The 15,884-nt window shown below is 57.1% G+C and carries 13 protein-coding genes and 1 riboswitch; of the genes, 7 read left to right on the top strand and 6 right to left on the bottom strand.

Annotated features, from left to right (window positions below; all coding sequences use genetic code 11):
• Positions 1–22 precede the first annotated feature (22 nt).
• A complete protein-coding gene (locus tag IQ265_RS21620; RefSeq protein WP_347405001.1) occupies positions 23–2,530 on the bottom strand; it encodes a serine/threonine-protein kinase in 2,508 nt (835 codons plus the stop codon).
• 318 nt (positions 2,531–2,848) lie between these two features.
• Here IQ265_RS21620 and IQ265_RS21615 point away from each other — a divergent pair, with 318 nt between their 5' ends.
• Positions 2,849–3,451 carry a TetR/AcrR family transcriptional regulator gene (locus IQ265_RS21615; RefSeq protein WP_347405000.1) on the top strand — a complete coding sequence of 201 codons (603 nt, stop codon included), beginning with the start codon at positions 2,849–2,851 and terminating at the stop codon, positions 3,449–3,451.
• A gap of 68 nt (positions 3,452–3,519) precedes the next feature.
• On the opposite strand, the gene bioB is transcribed toward IQ265_RS21615, so the two are convergent.
• Positions 3,520–4,554, bottom strand: coding sequence for a biotin synthase BioB (gene bioB / locus IQ265_RS21610; RefSeq protein ID WP_194057412.1), 1,035 nt, complete (start codon positions 4,552–4,554; stop codon positions 3,520–3,522).
• Between the two features lie 316 nt (positions 4,555–4,870).
• A complete protein-coding gene (locus IQ265_RS21605; protein WP_194057411.1) occupies positions 4,871–5,407 on the bottom strand; it encodes a DUF4330 domain-containing protein in 537 nt (178 codons plus the stop codon).
• Positions 5,408–5,661: 254 nt separating this feature from the next.
• Here IQ265_RS21605 and IQ265_RS21600 point away from each other — a divergent pair, with 254 nt between their 5' ends.
• A complete protein-coding gene (locus tag IQ265_RS21600; RefSeq protein ID WP_228038265.1) occupies positions 5,662–6,513 on the top strand; it encodes a M48 family metallopeptidase in 852 nt (283 codons plus the stop codon).
• Here IQ265_RS21600 and IQ265_RS21595 read toward each other — a convergent pair.
• On the bottom strand, positions 6,508–7,365 hold the full coding sequence (locus IQ265_RS21595) for a pantothenate kinase (protein WP_194057407.1): 858 nt from the start codon (positions 7,363–7,365) through the stop codon (positions 6,508–6,510). The genes IQ265_RS21600 and IQ265_RS21595 overlap by 6 nt on opposite strands.
• A gap of 593 nt (positions 7,366–7,958) precedes the next feature.
• On the bottom strand, positions 7,959–10,592 hold the full coding sequence (gene priA / locus IQ265_RS21590) for a primosomal protein N' (RefSeq protein WP_194057405.1): 2,634 nt from the start codon (positions 10,590–10,592) through the stop codon (positions 7,959–7,961).
• A gap of 518 nt (positions 10,593–11,110) precedes the next feature.
• On the opposite strand from priA, the gene IQ265_RS21585 reads away from it, so the two are divergent.
• From IQ265_RS21585 to IQ265_RS21570, 4 genes are all read left to right on the top strand, one after another.
• The gene (locus IQ265_RS21585; protein ID WP_194057403.1) at positions 11,111–12,286 is read left to right on the top strand and encodes an RNA polymerase sigma factor, RpoD/SigA family; all 1,176 of its coding nucleotides are present in this window, start codon (positions 11,111–11,113) and stop codon (positions 12,284–12,286) included.
• A 191-nt stretch (positions 12,287–12,477) separates the two neighbouring features.
• Positions 12,478–12,840, top strand: coding sequence for a dihydroneopterin aldolase (gene folB, locus IQ265_RS21580; protein ID WP_194057401.1), 363 nt, complete (start codon positions 12,478–12,480; stop codon positions 12,838–12,840).
• A 93-nt stretch (positions 12,841–12,933) separates the two neighbouring features.
• A complete protein-coding gene (gene lipA, locus IQ265_RS21575) occupies positions 12,934–13,842 on the top strand; it encodes a lipoyl synthase (protein WP_194057399.1) in 909 nt (302 codons plus the stop codon).
• The gene (locus IQ265_RS21570) at positions 13,839–14,633 is read left to right on the top strand and encodes a biotin/lipoate A/B protein ligase family protein (protein ID WP_347404999.1); all 795 of its coding nucleotides are present in this window, start codon (positions 13,839–13,841) and stop codon (positions 14,631–14,633) included. Before lipA ends, IQ265_RS21570 begins: the two co-directional genes overlap by 4 nt.
• On the opposite strand, the gene IQ265_RS21565 is transcribed toward IQ265_RS21570, so the two are convergent.
• On the bottom strand, positions 14,630–15,115 hold the full coding sequence (locus IQ265_RS21565) for a DUF4278 domain-containing protein (RefSeq protein ID WP_194057397.1): 486 nt from the start codon (positions 15,113–15,115) through the stop codon (positions 14,630–14,632). The genes IQ265_RS21570 and IQ265_RS21565 overlap by 4 nt on opposite strands.
• A gap of 31 nt (positions 15,116–15,146) precedes the next feature.
• A riboswitch (Glutamine riboswitch) is annotated at positions 15,147–15,237 on the bottom strand.
• 283 nt (positions 15,238–15,520) lie between these two features.
• Between IQ265_RS21565 and IQ265_RS21560 the strand changes: the two genes are divergently transcribed.
• Positions 15,521–15,688, top strand: a complete 168-nt coding sequence (locus IQ265_RS21560) for a hypothetical protein (protein WP_194057395.1) — start codon at positions 15,521–15,523, stop codon at positions 15,686–15,688.
• Positions 15,689–15,884: the final 196 nt, after the last annotated feature.

The raw sequence follows: 15,884 nt of genomic DNA, 5'->3' as shown, positions 1-15,884 counted from the left end.
GCCGCCTTATAGGGTTGATGGCTCAGGAGTTAACGTCAGCGCTGTCAGGGTCAGACTCGCTCGAGGAGGCTTCTTCGGCGGTGGCAAACCAGTCACCGGGCAGCATCTGGGTGGAGTCCTCGCCAGCTTCAGGATCGTCTATGTTGTCGGTGGCGATGCTATCGATCCACACTCCGTAGGGAAGCGTTCCTCTGTCGGCGGGGCTATCAGGATGGGTGTTGCCTGCGGCAGGGAGATGCGATCGCACCATCGGCTCAACCCGGCTCAAGTCGGCCAGCACCTCCTCAGCCCGCTGATAGCGATCGGTAAAGTCGTAAAGCACCAGGCGAGTCACAATATCGCCAAAATCGGGGTTGAGGTTAGGAGCCTCGTGTCGCCAAATCAACTCACCATTGACATCGCGACGCAGCGCATAGGCCGGAATGCCGGTTAACGCCTCAACGGCGGTAATACCTAAGGCGTAGAGGTCGCTGCCAAATTTGGGCAGCCCCGCCGACTGTTCGCTGGGCATATAGCCCTGGGTGCCCACTCCAATCGTGGAGGTAGAGGTAAGGTTGACCCCGGTATCGGCCAGTTTATTAGAAATAAGTTTTACGGCCCCGAAGTCGATCAGCACCAGTTGCCCGTCAGACTCCCGCCGAATAATGTTGGAGGGCTTGATATCGCGGTGAATGACACCCTGGTTGTGCACAAAGGCAACCACTGGCAGCAACCCCAGCAGCAGATCGAGCACGTAGGCCTGGGGCATGGGTCGGCGGGAGGCTAGCTCATCCTTGAGCAGGCGACCCTCGACCATTTCCTCAACTAAATAAAATGAGTTCTGGACCTCAAAGTAGGCCAAAAGTCGGGGAATTTGAGCATGGTGGCCCAGTTTTTCTAAGGTTTCGGCCTCTCCTTCAAAAAAGCGCCTGCCCAGACGGTGCGCCCTTGGATCGTTGCTGATGATGCGCAGCTGCTTCACAACGCAAACCGGCGAACCGGGCCGCTGGGTGTCTTCGGCCACGTAGGTTTCGCCAAAGCCCCCCGACCCCAGCAGGCGCACAATCCGATAGCGATTGGCCAACAGCAGGCCAATCACCTCCGCCTCCCGCAGCTTCAGCAGGTCCTGCAGGTCGTCCTGCTGACTAATAATTTCCTGCACAATGGGGGAGGTAACGTACTGCTCCAGGGTCTGGCGCAGCCGCTGCTTGCGCAACTGCTCAGTGATAATATCGGCCACAATATATGTGCTGCCCAGCACCATCAGCCCGGCTATGGGTGCCCCGGTTGGTAGCAGCACTCCGGCTCCGGTGAACGCGCCATAGCTGAGCCAAAACCAGCCACCATTGGCCGCTGCTGTCCACCCCAAACGGGCGATCGGGCGGTTAAATCGACGCAGCAGCAGCACAAATCCGGTGCCGCCAACCAGCACCAGCAGCCCCCGCAGCCACGGATTGGGGAGGCCTAAGCGCAGACTGTTGCCGCTGCGCAGGTTAGCAATATCGGTGGCTAAAATTTCGACCCCAGCCATCGCCTCGGGGTGCATCAGGGTTTCTGAAAAAGGAGCCTGGTGAAAGTCTTGCGTAAACTTAGCGGTGCCCCCAACCAGCACAATTTTGTCTTTAAAGTAGCGCCCATTGTTGAGGTATTCGGCCCAGGGGTCGGGGTCAAGGACGTACCAGAAAGGCACGTGGCTAAAACTGCGCGTTGGCCCGTAGAAGTTGATGAAGTCGCCCCGGTAAGGAGGATAGTCAACCCCAGCGGCTTCGAGGCTGGCCTCAGCAAAGGACTGGGTGTCACCGACATCGCTTTCCAAGCTGCTGACCGCGTCTATTTCGGCCAGACTGGCTTCTAAACCCTGGAGGTAGGCGCGACCGTGGCGGTGAATACGCCCATTGGGTTCAATGAAAAAGTTGATGTTGCCCGTGTGAACGGGTGTATTGAGCAGTTTGGGCAGAGGCTGGGTGGGGCGAATTAAGGCCCCCTGGCGCAGTTGGGCATCATCGACGCGAGTGGCCAGCACTACGCGATCGCCGTAGCGGGTCAGCACGTCAGCCAGGGCCTGGTCATCGGCAGGCCCGTAGCTGCTGTCAGAAAACATCAGAATATCCAGGACTACCGCTTTGGCCCCGGCCTCTAGCAATCGCTCGATCGCGATCGCATGGGCCTGGCGCTGCCACGGAGTACCCGCCAGAGGAGCCAGATGGCTGTACCGATCGGGGTCGGCACGGTAGTATTCGGCCTGCCCAAACGATTCATCGTCCATTGCCAAAATCACGATGTCATTGGGGGCAACGACGGGACCGCGAATTTCGAAAAAGAGGGTTTGCAGGCGTCGCTCCAGCAGCTGCGTCGGCAGCGAGTCGGTGGCCACGTGAGCCGCCACAAAGCTCAGCCACAGACCAGCCAGCGAGAGCTTGACCCAGTCTCGCTTAATTTGCCGCTGCACCCAGCCCTTTAACCGATAGGTGGTAGAGAGGGCAGCAGTCTTGGTTTTAGACGACGAGAGCATGGGCAGGGCGCGGCGGGGGGCAACCCTTAGCTTAATCACCAAACTGCTGCGCTGGGGAACGAGTTTACGGAATCTTAGCTACAGGGCGCGATCGCCTGTGCTAATGACTACCGCCTGCATCCGCAGCGCCCCTAAACAACTGCTGCAAGCAATAAAATTAAACTAAACGGTTTGGTAAAATGAATCAATGCGCCGTTAAAATGAAGGTATAGCGCTATACACTACTGCTTTAGTTCCTGGGGGATGCTCCAGAATGAGCGATCGCCTGAGTTAGGTAAAAGACAGCACCTCAGATTACTGCGGCGCTTAATAGTCGAGTGTTATACATGAGTCAATTGGTTAGGAAGGTATCAACGCGTGGTTCAAAGTCCATCAGTGCTCAATGACAAAGCTGTGCAAATTTTGCAGGGAGCAATGCAAGAGTTTCTGCAAAATGGCTACGCAGGCACCAGCATGGACAAAGTGGCTGCTACGGCTGGGGTCTCCAAACCCACGGTCTACAACTATTTCAAGGATAAAGAGGGGCTATTTCGAGCGCTGATTCAGTACGTGGCCGAGTCGCGCTGCCAGCAGGTGATGGGTGACGGCAACCTGGAAGGCTGCCCCGAAGTGGTGATTCGACGGTTAGTGACCAACGCCATTGAGAGCGAACTGCACGATCTAGACTACCAAAACTTTGTGCGGCTGGTGGCGGGCGAGTCGGGGCGGTTTCCGCAGCTGGCGCAGGCTTTTGTAGAATACCTGACCAAACCAGCCGCTGACCAGCTAACTGCCTACCTTAGAGGCTGTCCCGAACTCGATCTGCCCGACCCCGAAGCCACGGCGCGGATCATACTGGGAACAACCGTCTTTTTCATCATGACTCAGTGTGTGATGCACGGCGAGCACATCATGCCAATGGAGCCGCAGCGCCTGGTCGATAGCCTGGTCGATCTGGTGATGCGATCGCAGGCGGCCTAGGAGCGCTGCAAGCTCGGCATCCAGGGTGCATGGTCAATCCACAAATCTATTGGTGGGCAGTGCCCACCCTACGAGGCTTCGGGCGTCTCGATTGCCTCACCGTCGGGGCCTTCGAGCACAAACCCGGCATCGCGAATCATGGCGTAGTCGGTCTGGGCCGCTTGACCGGGGGTGGTGAGGTAGTCGCCCACAAAAATTGAGTTGGCGGCATACAGCCCCAGGGGCTGCAGCTGGCGCAGCTGCACTTCGCGCCCTCCAGCAATGCGAATTTCCTGGGCGGGCAGCAGCAGCCGATACAGGCACAAAATGCGCAGACACTGGCGCGGGTTGAGATCCTGCCTGCCCTCTAAGGGCGTGCCGGGAATTGGGATCAAAAAGTTCAGCGGTACGCTGGTCACCTCCAGCCGCCGCAGGGCCAGAGCCATATCAATAATGTCGTCGTCAGCTTCGCCCAGGCCAAAGATGCCGCCCGAGCAGGTGGTCATTCCAGCAGACTGTACAGCCTCAATCGTGGCTATGCGATCGCCGAAGGTGTGAGTAGTGCAGATCTCGCTGTAGTTGCTTTCGCCCGTGTTGAGGTTGTGGTTGACCCGGTCTACCCCCGCCGCCGCCAGCTGCTGGGTTTGGGCTTCGTCGAGCAGGCCCAGGCAGGCGCAGATTTTCATGGGGTAGCGGGCTTTGACCTGGCGCACCGCATCGAGCACCTCACCAAAGACGCGATCGGAGGGCGATCGCCCCGAAATCACCATGCAAAAGGTGCCCGCTTTGAGGCTATTGGCCCGTTCGGCTGCCGCCAGAATTTTCTCCTGGGCCATGAAGGGGTACTTTTCAATCTCGGCCGTAGAAATCTTCGACTGCGAGCAGTAGTGGCAGTCTTCGGGGCAAAGCCCACTCTGGGCATTGAGCAAAAAGTGCAGCCGCACTCGGTTGCCCCAGTAGTGCCGCCGCACCCGGTAGGCCGCCGCTAGCTGATCGAGCAGTTCGGTATCGGGGGCCGCCAGCACAGCCTGGGCCTGCGATCGGCTGAGCACCTCACCCGCCAAAGCCTGATCTGCCAAAGCTTGCCAATCGACACGGGATAGAGCAATAGGAGTGGCAGTCATAGCGGTGAGGTAGGTTCAAGGTGATCAAGGTTTCTATTGTCTCAGATTAGCTCCCTCTGGAGGCTTGATTCTCAAGGCTCAATCAGTTCTCGCTAGATAGGAAGCAGGGGCGATGGCACCAAAGGGCCGAGCTTTGACTATCGCAACAGATCGCCTGCCCATTCAGTAAGGATTGACAAGCGACTTGAGTGGCTTGGGACTGCCGATAGTGGCGTTACAGCGGGTGGAGACAATAAAGCCGCACATCTGATGTCACAGTGGCTTAACCCGTCATTTTCTGACTTGATCAGGGCCAGTTGATTCGAGACGATCTGGCCTAACTGTCTTCTAGCACCCGCACATCAACGGCGCTGGTGTTGAAGTTGTAAAGGTCACCGTCTAGCTCAATCTGGGTGCCCACTTTGACTTTGCTGTTGCCGAATACCGGCCCAGTGCTGGTGATTTGAGCATCGTCCTCAAGGGTAATCAGCATGTCGAGGGTGTAGTTAAGCTCCGGGCGCGGGTCGGGTAGGGCTACTACAGTGCCATCGGGCTGGGGCACCGCCGTACTGCGGGGCAGCAGGCGCGCATCTTTAATTTTGACCTGGCCGTAGGGCTGGTTGCGAATAATGATGTTGGTGTTTTCTGAATTTTTGATGGTTTCAAACAGACGTTCTGGGTCAGAGGAAGTCAGCCCTCGCACCATGACGTCTACTTCAACCGGCTTGGTGGTCGCCCCTACCTGCGCCACCGAGCCTGAGGTGCCGGGGTACAGAAAAATGCCAAACAGCACCATCAAAATAATTAGCGCCGCCGCCACATCTAGGATGCTGACTTTGCCGAATAGGCGACCTTTAGCGTCAAGTAGGGTCATAGCTGGGGTGCCCTCAATCGAGGGAAGGGATGAGTGGGTTTAGAACTGCGCAATGATCGATACCATTGAAGCACAGGCAGACTCCTTTGCGGCATCTGCAAGCGATCGCCTCAGGGCGAGAGCGCAAGAGCTGGGTAAAATCCCTACTGGGCAACGGGGCCAAATTTATTATTGGCCACTGACTGTGGCGGCTATAGGTCGGGCAGGGCAAGATGGAAATAGTCATGACCCTCAGCAGCACGCGAGGCGCTTCTATGCTTTCTCCTCTCACCACCTACATAAAGAAAAATTCTTTCCTGCGCCGTGGTCTGTACGGCCTGATGGCGACCCTGATGGCGATCACCATTGGCCTGGCAACGCCTACCCCCTCCCATGCTGGCCTGTTTGACCTCATCTTTCAGGGCATTCGCTATGTTCAGCTGGGCAACATGTCTGAGCAGGATGAAGTTAACCTGGGCACCCAGATTGACCGTCAGCTCAAGGCCCAGGGGGTGCGAATTTATAATCGCAACTCAAACATTAATGCGTATATCAATGAAATTGGCCAGCGCCTAGCCACCAGCAGCGATCGCCCCAACCTGCCCTATACCTTTCAGGTGGTGGACGATGACGGTGTCAACGCCTTTGCCACTACCGGCGGCTTTGTCTACATTCAAACGGGGCTAATTAGGGCCGCCACCAACGAGGCCGAACTGGCTGGAGTAATATCCCACGAAATTGGCCACATTACGGGTCGCCACGCCATCAACCGCATGCGGCAGCAGGCGCTGGCCAGCGGCGTGGCCGGTGCCCTAGAGGTGCGCCAAGATGCCTTGGTCGGTCTGGGTGTACAGCTTGCCCTCGAACTGCCCAACTACCGGGAAGCCGAGTACGACGCCGACCGCCGGGGGTTTAACAACATGGGCCGGGCAGGCTACGACACTACGGGCTTTATCAGCTTTATGCAAAAGCTTGAGGGGGGCAGAACCGCTGAGTTTCTCAGCACCCACCCTAACCCCGGCAACCGGGTGAGTAACCTGCAAAGCATGAACAGCGCTGGCACCTACGCCAACAATGGTGTCGGTACCGATGCCAACGCCTACAAGAACCGGATTAGAGGTCTATAGCGGCTTCGGCAGACTCTGTCGGCAGACCCTCAACCCCCAAAACCCCAGGTCTGGATCGAGGTTAATCCACCGATCTAGTTCTGGGGTCTGTTTTGTTATAGCCGCATAGATAGCTGCACCATCACCCCCGGTCAGCACAACAGCCCCGGTGGGCCAATCGGTTCGCCAAGCGGTAATAAAGTCGCGTATGCCCGCTAGCTGAGTATGCAGAATGCCGCTGGCGATCGCCTCGGCGGTATCGGTGGCCCAGCGCTGGGGCCACTGATCTAGGTCTAGCTCAAGATTCGGCAGCTGATCGGTGTGGGCGTGCAGGGCACGCAGCTGCGATCGCAGGCCCAGCAAAATTGCGCCACCAATCAGGCGCTGATCTACGCCAGCGGTAAAGGTTAGGGCCGTGCCGCAGTCAACCACCAGCACCGGCCAGCCCCAAACATCCCCCGCTCCCACCAAAGCCAGGGCGCGATCGACCCCCAGCGTAGGGTAGGTATTGTGCAGCGGTACCTCATCCAGGGTGACCCGACGCAGCGCCGAATAGTCGGCTAGCCAAGGGAGCGGAGCCTTCACCACCGAAGCCAGCCATAGCTCAGGAAAATCTGGCCAGGGAGTAGCCCAGGCCTGGAGCGCGGTCGGCAGCACAATTAAAGGATCGATCGACGGCCACGCGCTAGGGGCGAAGTGTTGCCGCCGTAAGCTTTGCACCTGAGACTCAGACAAAGGAGCCGTGTGCCAGCTCCCCAACCAGCGATCGCCCTGGGGGATTAGTCCTGCACTATCGCCTGCAAAAGCGCCCCAATGCCAGCGGCTGTTGCCTATCATTAACGCCAGCCATAGCGCTTGATGACCCAAATTCATGAACGTATTTCTGAGTTGAGAGGGAGGAGAACGTTTAATCGAATTTTAGGCAGAGTCTTTTGGGATCAGTGCTTTCTGTGGGTTAAAACCTTGGTGGAGATGGAGCGATCGCAAATAAACCTTTAAACAACTGAAGAGTGACCATCATGGCCACTCTCCGTTAAGTCTTTTACGGTGTATATGCCAGACAAAACCAGGATTGCCGTGGCTGGAATAGGTTGCTTAACCGAGTTAAACACCTCTCGAAAGAACAAGGAATTCAGCAGAATGGGCGAACTCTCTAAACTACAGTTACTTTTCACAACCCGTTGTCTGACCGACAGTTAGGATAGGAAAGGTCAAAAATGACCGCCTCTAGGAGGGTTGTTGGAAAGCGATTTTTGGGTTTGTTGTTAACTAGAGCACCAGCTCATTAGGTTGGTAGAACCGAGTTAGGCTGGCGAGTTATTCAGTTGTTTTCGATGTATTTAAACTATCACAGCCAGGGGGTGGTAGGAGGGCCGTTGACCTATTGTTACCCGCTGTTACAGGGATTAGCAATGCTAACAACATTCCCTACACAAAATAGTCAACCGGATCCTTTAAGAACTCATTTAAGCTAAGTTGAGCGGGTCTACATCAATGGTGAGGCTCACTGATGTTGAGCAATACGGCTTCAGGTCTTGCAAATTCGGCAGAGGATGCTCCAGCGGTCCCTTAACCAAAAGGTGCCAGCGATACCGACGCGCCACTCGCGGTATGGGGGCGGGTGCCGGGCCAAGCATCTGGTAGGGTGAGTCTTGGAGGCGCTGGGCCAATTGCCGGGCCAGGGCTTCAGCCGTTTCTTGTACCGCCTGGGGGTCGGTGCTGCTCAGCCGCAGCAAAATCATTTGCCCCGCCGGGGGATACTGCAACACCTGCCGCTGTGCCCATTCGGTTGCGATAAACCCTTCATAGGCGTGCCGAGTTACCGCTTCTACGACCGGGTGGTCGGGGGTGTAGGTCTGCAAAATAACCTGGCCCGGTTGGGTGCCCCGCCCCGCTCGACCTGCTACCTGAATCAGCATTTGCAGGGCTCGCTCGCTGGCCCAATAATCATTCATATATAAGAGTCCATCGGCGGCAATAATGCCGACCAGTGTGACCTGGGGTAAATCGATACCTTTGGTCAGCATTTGGGTGCCCACCAGCAGGTCGGCCTCGCCTTCGGCAAAGCGAGTTAGCAGGGCGCGGTGAGCCCCTTTAGTACGAGTGGTATCGCTGTCGAAGCGAATGCAGCTCAGCTCTGGAAAGGTTTCGGCCAGGGCGTTGACCACCCGCTGGGTGCCGCTGCCAAAATGCTTCAGGTAGGGCGAACTACAGGCTGGGCAGTGCTTGGGGTGGCCCTGGCTAAAACCGCAGTAGTGGCAGCGCAGCGTCATGGCGCTGTTAGCCCCAGGCTGATGGTATGACAGCGACACATCGCAGTGGGGGCACATCATCACGTGGCCGCAGCTGCGACACGACACAAAACTGCTGTGCCCCCGGCGATGGATGAACAGCAATCCCTGGTTGCCCTCAGCTTTCATGGTGGTCAGGGCCGTTTGCAGCGATCGGCTGAGAATGCTGCGGTTGCCCTCCTGCAGTTCGTCGCGCATATCGACGACGTTTACCGTCGGCAGCGGCTGGGCCTGCACCCGTTCGGGCAGCGAGAGGTAAGTCCAGGGGAGGGTGGAGGGAGTGGGCGGGTGGGCGGGTGAATGGGTGGATGAGGGAGGAGTCGAATGGTCTGAGGTTGGGGAACTTAGAGGGCTTCGGGAAGTTGTGGCGAGGGAATGTTCGACTCGGTGAGGGGAAACGGCGGGCGGTGCTGAGTTAATGGTGGGCAGTGCCCACTCTATTGGGGTTTCCCTCTGGCTGCCGCCTAGGCCCTGGCACTGCACCCAGGTGTCTAGCGATGGCGTAGCTGAGCCCAACACTAGCGGGCAATTTTCTAATTCAGCTCGCCAGCGGGCCACGGTGCGGGCGTGGTAGCAGGGGGGTACGTCTTGCTTGTAGCTGCTGTCGTGTTCTTCGTCGAGAATAATCAGCCCCAGGTTGGGCAGGGGCATAAAGATGGCGGAACGAGTGCCCACAATGACCAATGGTTTGGAGGGGCGCAGGCTCTGCCGCCAGGTGTCGTAGCGTTCGCCATCGGCTAGGCCGCTGTGGTAGACCAAAACTTGCGCCCCAAAGCGGCGGCGAAAGCGATCGGTGAGCTGGGGAGTGAGGCCAATTTCGGGCACCAGCACCAGGGCTGACTGCCCAGCGGCGAGGCGAGGGGCGATCGCCTGCAAATACACCTCCGTTTTGCCCGACCCGGTGACCCCGTGCAGCAAAAACTGCCCTCCCTGCTGACACTTATTAATAGGATCGAGGGCCTGACTTTGGAGAGGGGTGAGCGGCTTGGGCTGGTCGGGCGTGAGCGCTGGCCCGGCTTCGGCCCGCAGCTGCTCGCGCGGCTCAATTACCAGACAGCCCGCCTGAGCCAAACGTTTGAGGGTGGGGCTGGTGGTTTGGCACAGCTGCAGAGCGTCGCTGAGCCACAGATCGCCGCCCTGACGGCGCAGGGTAGCCACAATATCTTGCTGCCTAGGAGTTAACTCGGAGGGTAGGGTGTCGCCACACACCAGGGTTACGGCCTGGCGCTGTTTGGCCTGGGGGGGTTGGGGTGGGGCCAGATACGACTCGGCCCAGCCTAGCTGAATCAGCTGCTGCATGGCCCGATAGCTGTGGCCGCGCCGCTGCAGGTAGGGCCAGGTATAGTCGCCGGTGGGCGATCGCTGCAGATCATCTAATAGATCTTTCAGCCCTGATGCTAAGGGATTAGGCAGGGGATTGGCGGGGCGATCGCGTCTTAACCGCAATCTTCGCTGCGACTTGGCCAGCAGCCCCGGCGGCAGCGCCGTCTTGAGCACCTGCATGAGCGGCACCTGGTAGTGGTGGGCCACCCGCTGCAGCAGTGCCCAGTAGGCGGGGGCAAAAAACCGCCGTTCGACTACGCCTTCCACTGGTCGAATTCGAGCGGGCACCAGGTTGGCAGGCGGGGTGGTGGACAGGGAAAGCGCGATCGCCCCAATGCTTTGGTGGCGAAAGGGCACCGTTAAAATGTCGCCCACCTGCACCGCCAGGTGAGGAGGCACCACATAGGTATACTCTGCGGGCTGGCCACCATAGTCCACCAAAACATTGACCCACTGCGGCTGGGTACTGCTCTCACCAAGGCCCACGCTTGTTACACCACCTATGTCACCTCTGCCAGTGTAAGAGCCAGAGTAGGTAGTTGATGGTTTGATACTCCAAAACGCACAGGTTTTCCACAGGGTATTTCCTGTGGAAAAGTTTTCCACCCTGTGGAAAACCTGGCCTCAGGGCCTAATCCAAAAAGTAGTAGAGAGCTTTCCCGTCGCCAACAGTAACCTGTCCCTGCCGAAGGTCGTAAGCCATTATTCCTAGGCTGCGATCAATGCCTAGGCAAAGTATCTGAGGATAGCAAAAATCCGTTAAGGTTTTCCCTATATTTTTAGTTCGTTTTTTGATTTGACTGCTACACTACGCAAGTTGCCAAAGAAATGTTACATTGCCTTGGAATTCACAAAAATATCCGTATTGTGGACTCACAAAATAAGTCCAAGATCCAATTTCGGGATCAAGCGTTTTGTAAGGGGTTGCCCTGCCGATGGCAACCCAAATATACATGCCCAAATCTGCATGCTTCGACCTGTAGGTATACAGTTCTCCTTACCCCATGACTACTACATATAACTCTGACAGAGACAGTTCTATTGCTTGGCCCGACGAATCTATAGATGGGTTCGACACCGACCTGAATCGGATGGCTGAAAAAGTCTCCGCTGCGGATAGCCAACTCGCCCCTGACCTCACTGCCTGGGACGAAGATCGGGAGGTGCTGGCTAAGTTTTCTCAGTCAGAGGCGATGTCGGAAATGGGGCTGTCGGGCTACAGCAAGACCCTCACTGACGATGCCGTTGGTGCCTTCTTTAAAGAGATGGCTCGCTATCCATTGCTCAAACCAAGCGAAGAAATTGAGCTAGCCCGACAGGTACGATTCCTATCTAGGGTTGAGTCTGCCAGTGAAAAACTCCAGAAGGAGTTAGGGCGCAAACCCAATCGACAGGAACTAGTAGAGAGATTAAAGCTCAGCGAAGCAGAGTTTACCCAAAAGCTCCACGAGGGTAGAACGGCTAAGCGCAGAATGATTCGCTCCAATTTACGGCTCGTGGTGTCGATCGCAAAGCGTTATCTAAATCGTGGGGTGCCTTTTCTAGATCTAATTCAGGAGGGGGCGCTGGGTCTGAACCGCGCCACCGAAAAATTTGATCCCGACAAGGGCTATAAATTTTCGACCTACGCCTACTGGTGGATTCGCCAAGGCATTACCCGCACCATCGCCAACGATGCCCGCACGATTCGCCTGCCGATCCACATTGTGGAAAAGCTCAACAAGCTCAAAAAAGCTCACCGCGATCTGCGCCGCGATTTGCAGCGCAACCCCAGTGAGCAAGAGCTAGCCGATGCCCTAGATGTAACGGTTGATCAGCTCAGAAGTTTGCAGCAGGTGCGCAGGCGATCGCTTTCCTTAAACCACCGCGTCGGCAAAGGCGAAGACACCGAGCTGATGGAGCTGCTCGAAGACAGCAGCACCCAAACGCCGGAGTCTAAAATTAGCGAAAACATGATGCGCCAGGAAATCACCAGCGTGCTGGGCGAGGTGCTTACCGAGCGCGAAAAAGACATTATTACCCTGCGCTACGGCCTGGCCACAGGCGAAACCCACACCCTCGAAGAGGTGGGCGGCATTTTTAACCTCTCGCGGGAGCGGGTGCGTCAGATTCAAACCAAAGCTATGCGCAAGCTGCGGCGGCCCCAGGTAGCGGCTCGGCTTAAAGGCTGGCTCAAGTAGGGGCAAACGGTTGTTTGCCCTTTGCCCTCTGCCCTTTGCCCTCTAGTCAATCAGTTTTTCCCCACTAAGTTTCTCTCCAGAATCCCCCCTGCCCCCCTTAATCAAGGGGGGTTTTAGTTGGTGCGTTTGCAGCAGGTAATGGGGGATCAATGCACAAGCGAGCAATTCGCTACCCAAAGCGCCCCTAAGTCATGGATGCCATTCACCTCACCAACATTCGCGCCTACGGCTACACAGGGGCGCTGCCCGAAGAGAACGTGCTGGGCCAGTGGTTTCAGGTCGATATCATTCTGTACCTGGATCTAGCAGAGGCTACCCAGAGCGATCGCCTCGCCGACACCCATGACTACCGCACCGTGATCAGCGGCACCCAGCAGCTTATTCGCGAAGCCAAGTTTGCGCTGATTGAGCGGCTGGGGGGCGCGATCGCTACCCTAGCGCTTGACTCTGATTCGCGTTTGCAGCGAGTGACGGTCAAAGTTACCAAGCTCACCCCGCCCATCCCCGACTACACTGGCCAGGTGGCGGTAGAAATCACCCGCGATAGAATTTAGTAGGGGCAAACGGTCGTTTGCCTGGGCTGTAGGGTGATTTAATCCTGCTGGCGGCAAAGCATTTGGTGGGCAGTGCCCACCCTACGGTGGTCTATGACTTCTATAAGCAACTCGCGTCAGCAGCTTAGGGCTGAGATTGAGCGCATGCCCGACTGGCTGCGTCGCCCTATCGGCAACGCCAGCGAGATTTCGGCGGTGCAGCGCATTGTCAAAGAGCGGCAGATACACACCATTTGCGAAGAGGGCCGCTGCCCTAACCGGGGCGAATGCTACGCCAACCGCACCGCCACCTTTTTGCTGATGGGGTCGGTGTGCACCCGCGCCTGCGCCTTTTGCCAGGTTGAGAAGGGTCATGCGCCGATGACCCTCGACCCCCACGAGCCCGAGAAAGTGGCTGAGTCGGTGCGGCTACTGGGCCTGCGCTACGTGGTGCTAACGTCGGTGGCGCGGGACGATTTACCTGACCACGGTGCCAGCTGGTTCGTTCGAGTGATGGACACAATTCGAGTCAGCAGTCCCGATACTGAAATAGAACTGCTGACTCCCGACTTCTGGGGCGGGCCGACCCGCGACGCTGGACAAGCCGATCGCGTTCAAACCGTAGTGGCAGCCAAACCCGCCTGCTACAATCACAACCTTGAAACCGTGCGACGGCTGCAAGACCCCGTGCGGCGCGGTGCCAAGTACGATCGCTCCCTCCGCGTTCTATCACTAGTCAAAGCGTTCGACCCTACCATCCCGACTAAGTCGGGGCTGATGGTGGGGCATGGCGAAACTGAGACCGAGCTAATCGAGGCGATGAAAGATCTGCGGGCGGTGGGGTGCGATCGCATTACGCTCGGCCAGTATATGCGCCCCTCGCTTGACCACCGCCCGGTCGATCGCTACTGGACACCAGAAGAATTTGATCGGCTGGGCCAGATCGCTCATGAACTCGGCTTTGGGCACGTGCGCTCTGGCCCACTAGTACGCAGCTCGTACCACGCCGGAGAAGCACCGTGAACCAGCCGACCTGGCGGCTGATTCCCCCATTAGAAGCACCCGGTGCGGTGCAGATGGCGATCGACACCTGGCTGCTCCACGAGCATCAGCACCATGGCCATCCCCCTGCTCTGCGGTTCTACACCTGGAATCCGGCGGCAATTTCTTTGGGGGCAAGCCAGCGGCGGCAGGTGCCTGAGCACTGGCGAAACCTGAGCTGGCAGGGGCGATCGGTGGATCTGGTGCAGCGACCAACCGGCGGGCGCGGGGTGCTCCACCAGGGCGATTTAACCTATGGCTTAGTGACTTCACACACTGTCGGCAGCCGCAACCAGACCTATCGATTTCTGTGCAAATTCTTAATTGAGGGTTGGGCAAACCTGGGTGTATCTCTAAAATTTGGGCAGCCCAGTCGAGACTACAGCCGTTCGCACAACTGCTTTGCCCTGGCCACCAATGCCGACTTGGTCGACGCCCAAGGCCACAAGGTAATTGGCAGCGCCCAGCTACGGCGCGGTTGCCACCTGCTCCAACACGGATCGATAGGGTTGATGACCAATGCTGAGCTGTGGCAACAGGTGTTTCAAACTCCGGCACCGCCAGCAAACCAGGCCCAGTTGGCTATGCACCAGGAGTTAACAATATCCCAAATCATTGAGTCGCTGACCCAGGCCGCAGAAAACTGCTTCGATTGCCAGCTCATTCCCCAACCCCTAACCGAACCAGAGTGGACAGAGATCTACGCCCTGGCGCAAAAAAATGGCCCGGAGTGCCAGGGCACCGGGCCATCTGCCGTATCGTCTCGAAGCTAGCTCATGGCTGCTGAGCCGCGATCGTAGCCGGAGAAATCGTGGGGCATTTTGCCCTGAATGTGGCTCTCGTAGTGGGCCGCGTCTTCTACAGGGATGCCGACTTCAGCCGCTAAGCGTACCATCATGCCCTGTTCGCGCCGACGGCTGCGCTGGTGACGGCGAATAAACAGGTTGCGGGCCAGGTCAGACAGATTAACGGGCGCAGGTGCAGGTTCCACCTCAGAGGTAACGAGGCTAGCGGCAACAGCCGGAAGCTCTGCCGCGATTACCACGGGGGCAATTGCCGCCACCGGAGCCGCAATACCCGTGCGATGGGGCACACCCCGCCAGGTCAAATCAGCAGCAGGCTGAGCGGGCAGTTCGGCCAAAGCCTCAAAAGCAACTGGAGCACCCCGATAGTTTCCAGTGTCAATGGTTTCGCCCATTTTGGGTGCAGGATTGGATGGAGCGTCGTAGCTATTGCCGCGATAGGTGAGTTTCATAGTGTCGCCTCCTAGAAGCGATGCGTAGTGAGGCGCGTTCCTTCGGGAGTGTCCCTACTTCCGTCTCTCTGCCAGGGTGCCTGAGGGGCTTGCACCTAAGAAAAGGTAGAGAGATGAACGGTTTACTTTATATCTGTATAGTACGCTACGTTTTTGCAGGAATATCAGCCTTTGACAATTCTATACAGAGGGTAAAATCCAGCAACAACCCATGAAAGTTGTTCATGTCAGCTATAACCGAAAGCTTTTGTAATTCTTGCTACAGAAATATATTCTGTTGTTGTGGGTGAAAAGCCCCTCAACACAACAGGAGATCTACACATTATGAATTCCAGCTATTGGCCAATCCACAGTTTTAGCCATACATCCGGCTTAGTTGCCCAGCTCGGAGCTCTCTGGAACACTATGCTGACCCGCCTAGACGCCACCACAGAACCTCGGGTTTGGAAAGCTACCGACAGCTCCGGCAAAACCCTGTGGAACGCCTACGACCCCATTACTCGGCTTGCCATTGACCACGCCTCGGCTGACGAACTGCGCACCTGGCTCGAAGAGCTGCACTATCGCAACTAGGGATCTGGGGTTTAAGGTGTGAGGTATAAGGTTCACGATGGAGCCTTGTATCCTAAACCCTGTACCCTCAACCTTTCCCCCCTACAACTGCACATTTATTTAATGGGCAAATATTAGGTCACTCACTATAGTCATAGCAACGTTGCGCTCCCCCTTGGGGGGATTGGTAATTGGGCCAATCGGCCAGCCGTTTCGC

It is taken from the genome of Nodosilinea sp. LEGE 06152 (assembly GCF_015207525.1).
In the GTDB taxonomy this organism is placed as follows: domain Bacteria; phylum Cyanobacteriota; class Cyanobacteriia; order Phormidesmidales; family Phormidesmidaceae; genus Nodosilinea.
Note: the sequence above shows the minus strand (reverse complement) of the source record. Positions and strands in the feature narration are given on the sequence as shown.

What these genes read in the sequence shown, in the direction of transcription:
- IQ265_RS21595 (WP_194057407.1), bottom strand. Translation starts at nt 7,365, where the DNA reads ATGAATTTGGGTCATCAAGCGCTATGGCTGGCGTTAATGATAGGCAAC.
- folB (WP_194057401.1), top strand. Translation starts at nt 12,478, where the DNA reads ATGGATGCCATTCACCTCACCAACATTCGCGCCTACGGCTACACAGGG.
- IQ265_RS21605 (WP_194057411.1), bottom strand. Translation starts at nt 5,407, where the DNA reads ATGACCCTACTTGACGCTAAAGGTCGCCTATTCGGCAAAGTCAGCATC.
- IQ265_RS21600 (WP_228038265.1), top strand. Translation starts at nt 5,662, where the DNA reads ATGCTTTCTCCTCTCACCACCTACATAAAGAAAAATTCTTTCCTGCGC.
- IQ265_RS21560 (WP_194057395.1), top strand. Translation starts at nt 15,521, where the DNA reads ATGCTGACCCGCCTAGACGCCACCACAGAACCTCGGGTTTGGAAAGCT.
- IQ265_RS21585 (WP_194057403.1), top strand. Translation starts at nt 11,111, where the DNA reads ATGACTACTACATATAACTCTGACAGAGACAGTTCTATTGCTTGGCCC.
- bioB (WP_194057412.1), bottom strand. Translation starts at nt 4,554, where the DNA reads ATGACTGCCACTCCTATTGCTCTATCCCGTGTCGATTGGCAAGCTTTG.
- IQ265_RS21565 (WP_194057397.1), bottom strand. Translation starts at nt 15,115, where the DNA reads ATGAAACTCACCTATCGCGGCAATAGCTACGACGCTCCATCCAATCCT.
- lipA (WP_194057399.1), top strand. Translation starts at nt 12,934, where the DNA reads ATGACTTCTATAAGCAACTCGCGTCAGCAGCTTAGGGCTGAGATTGAG.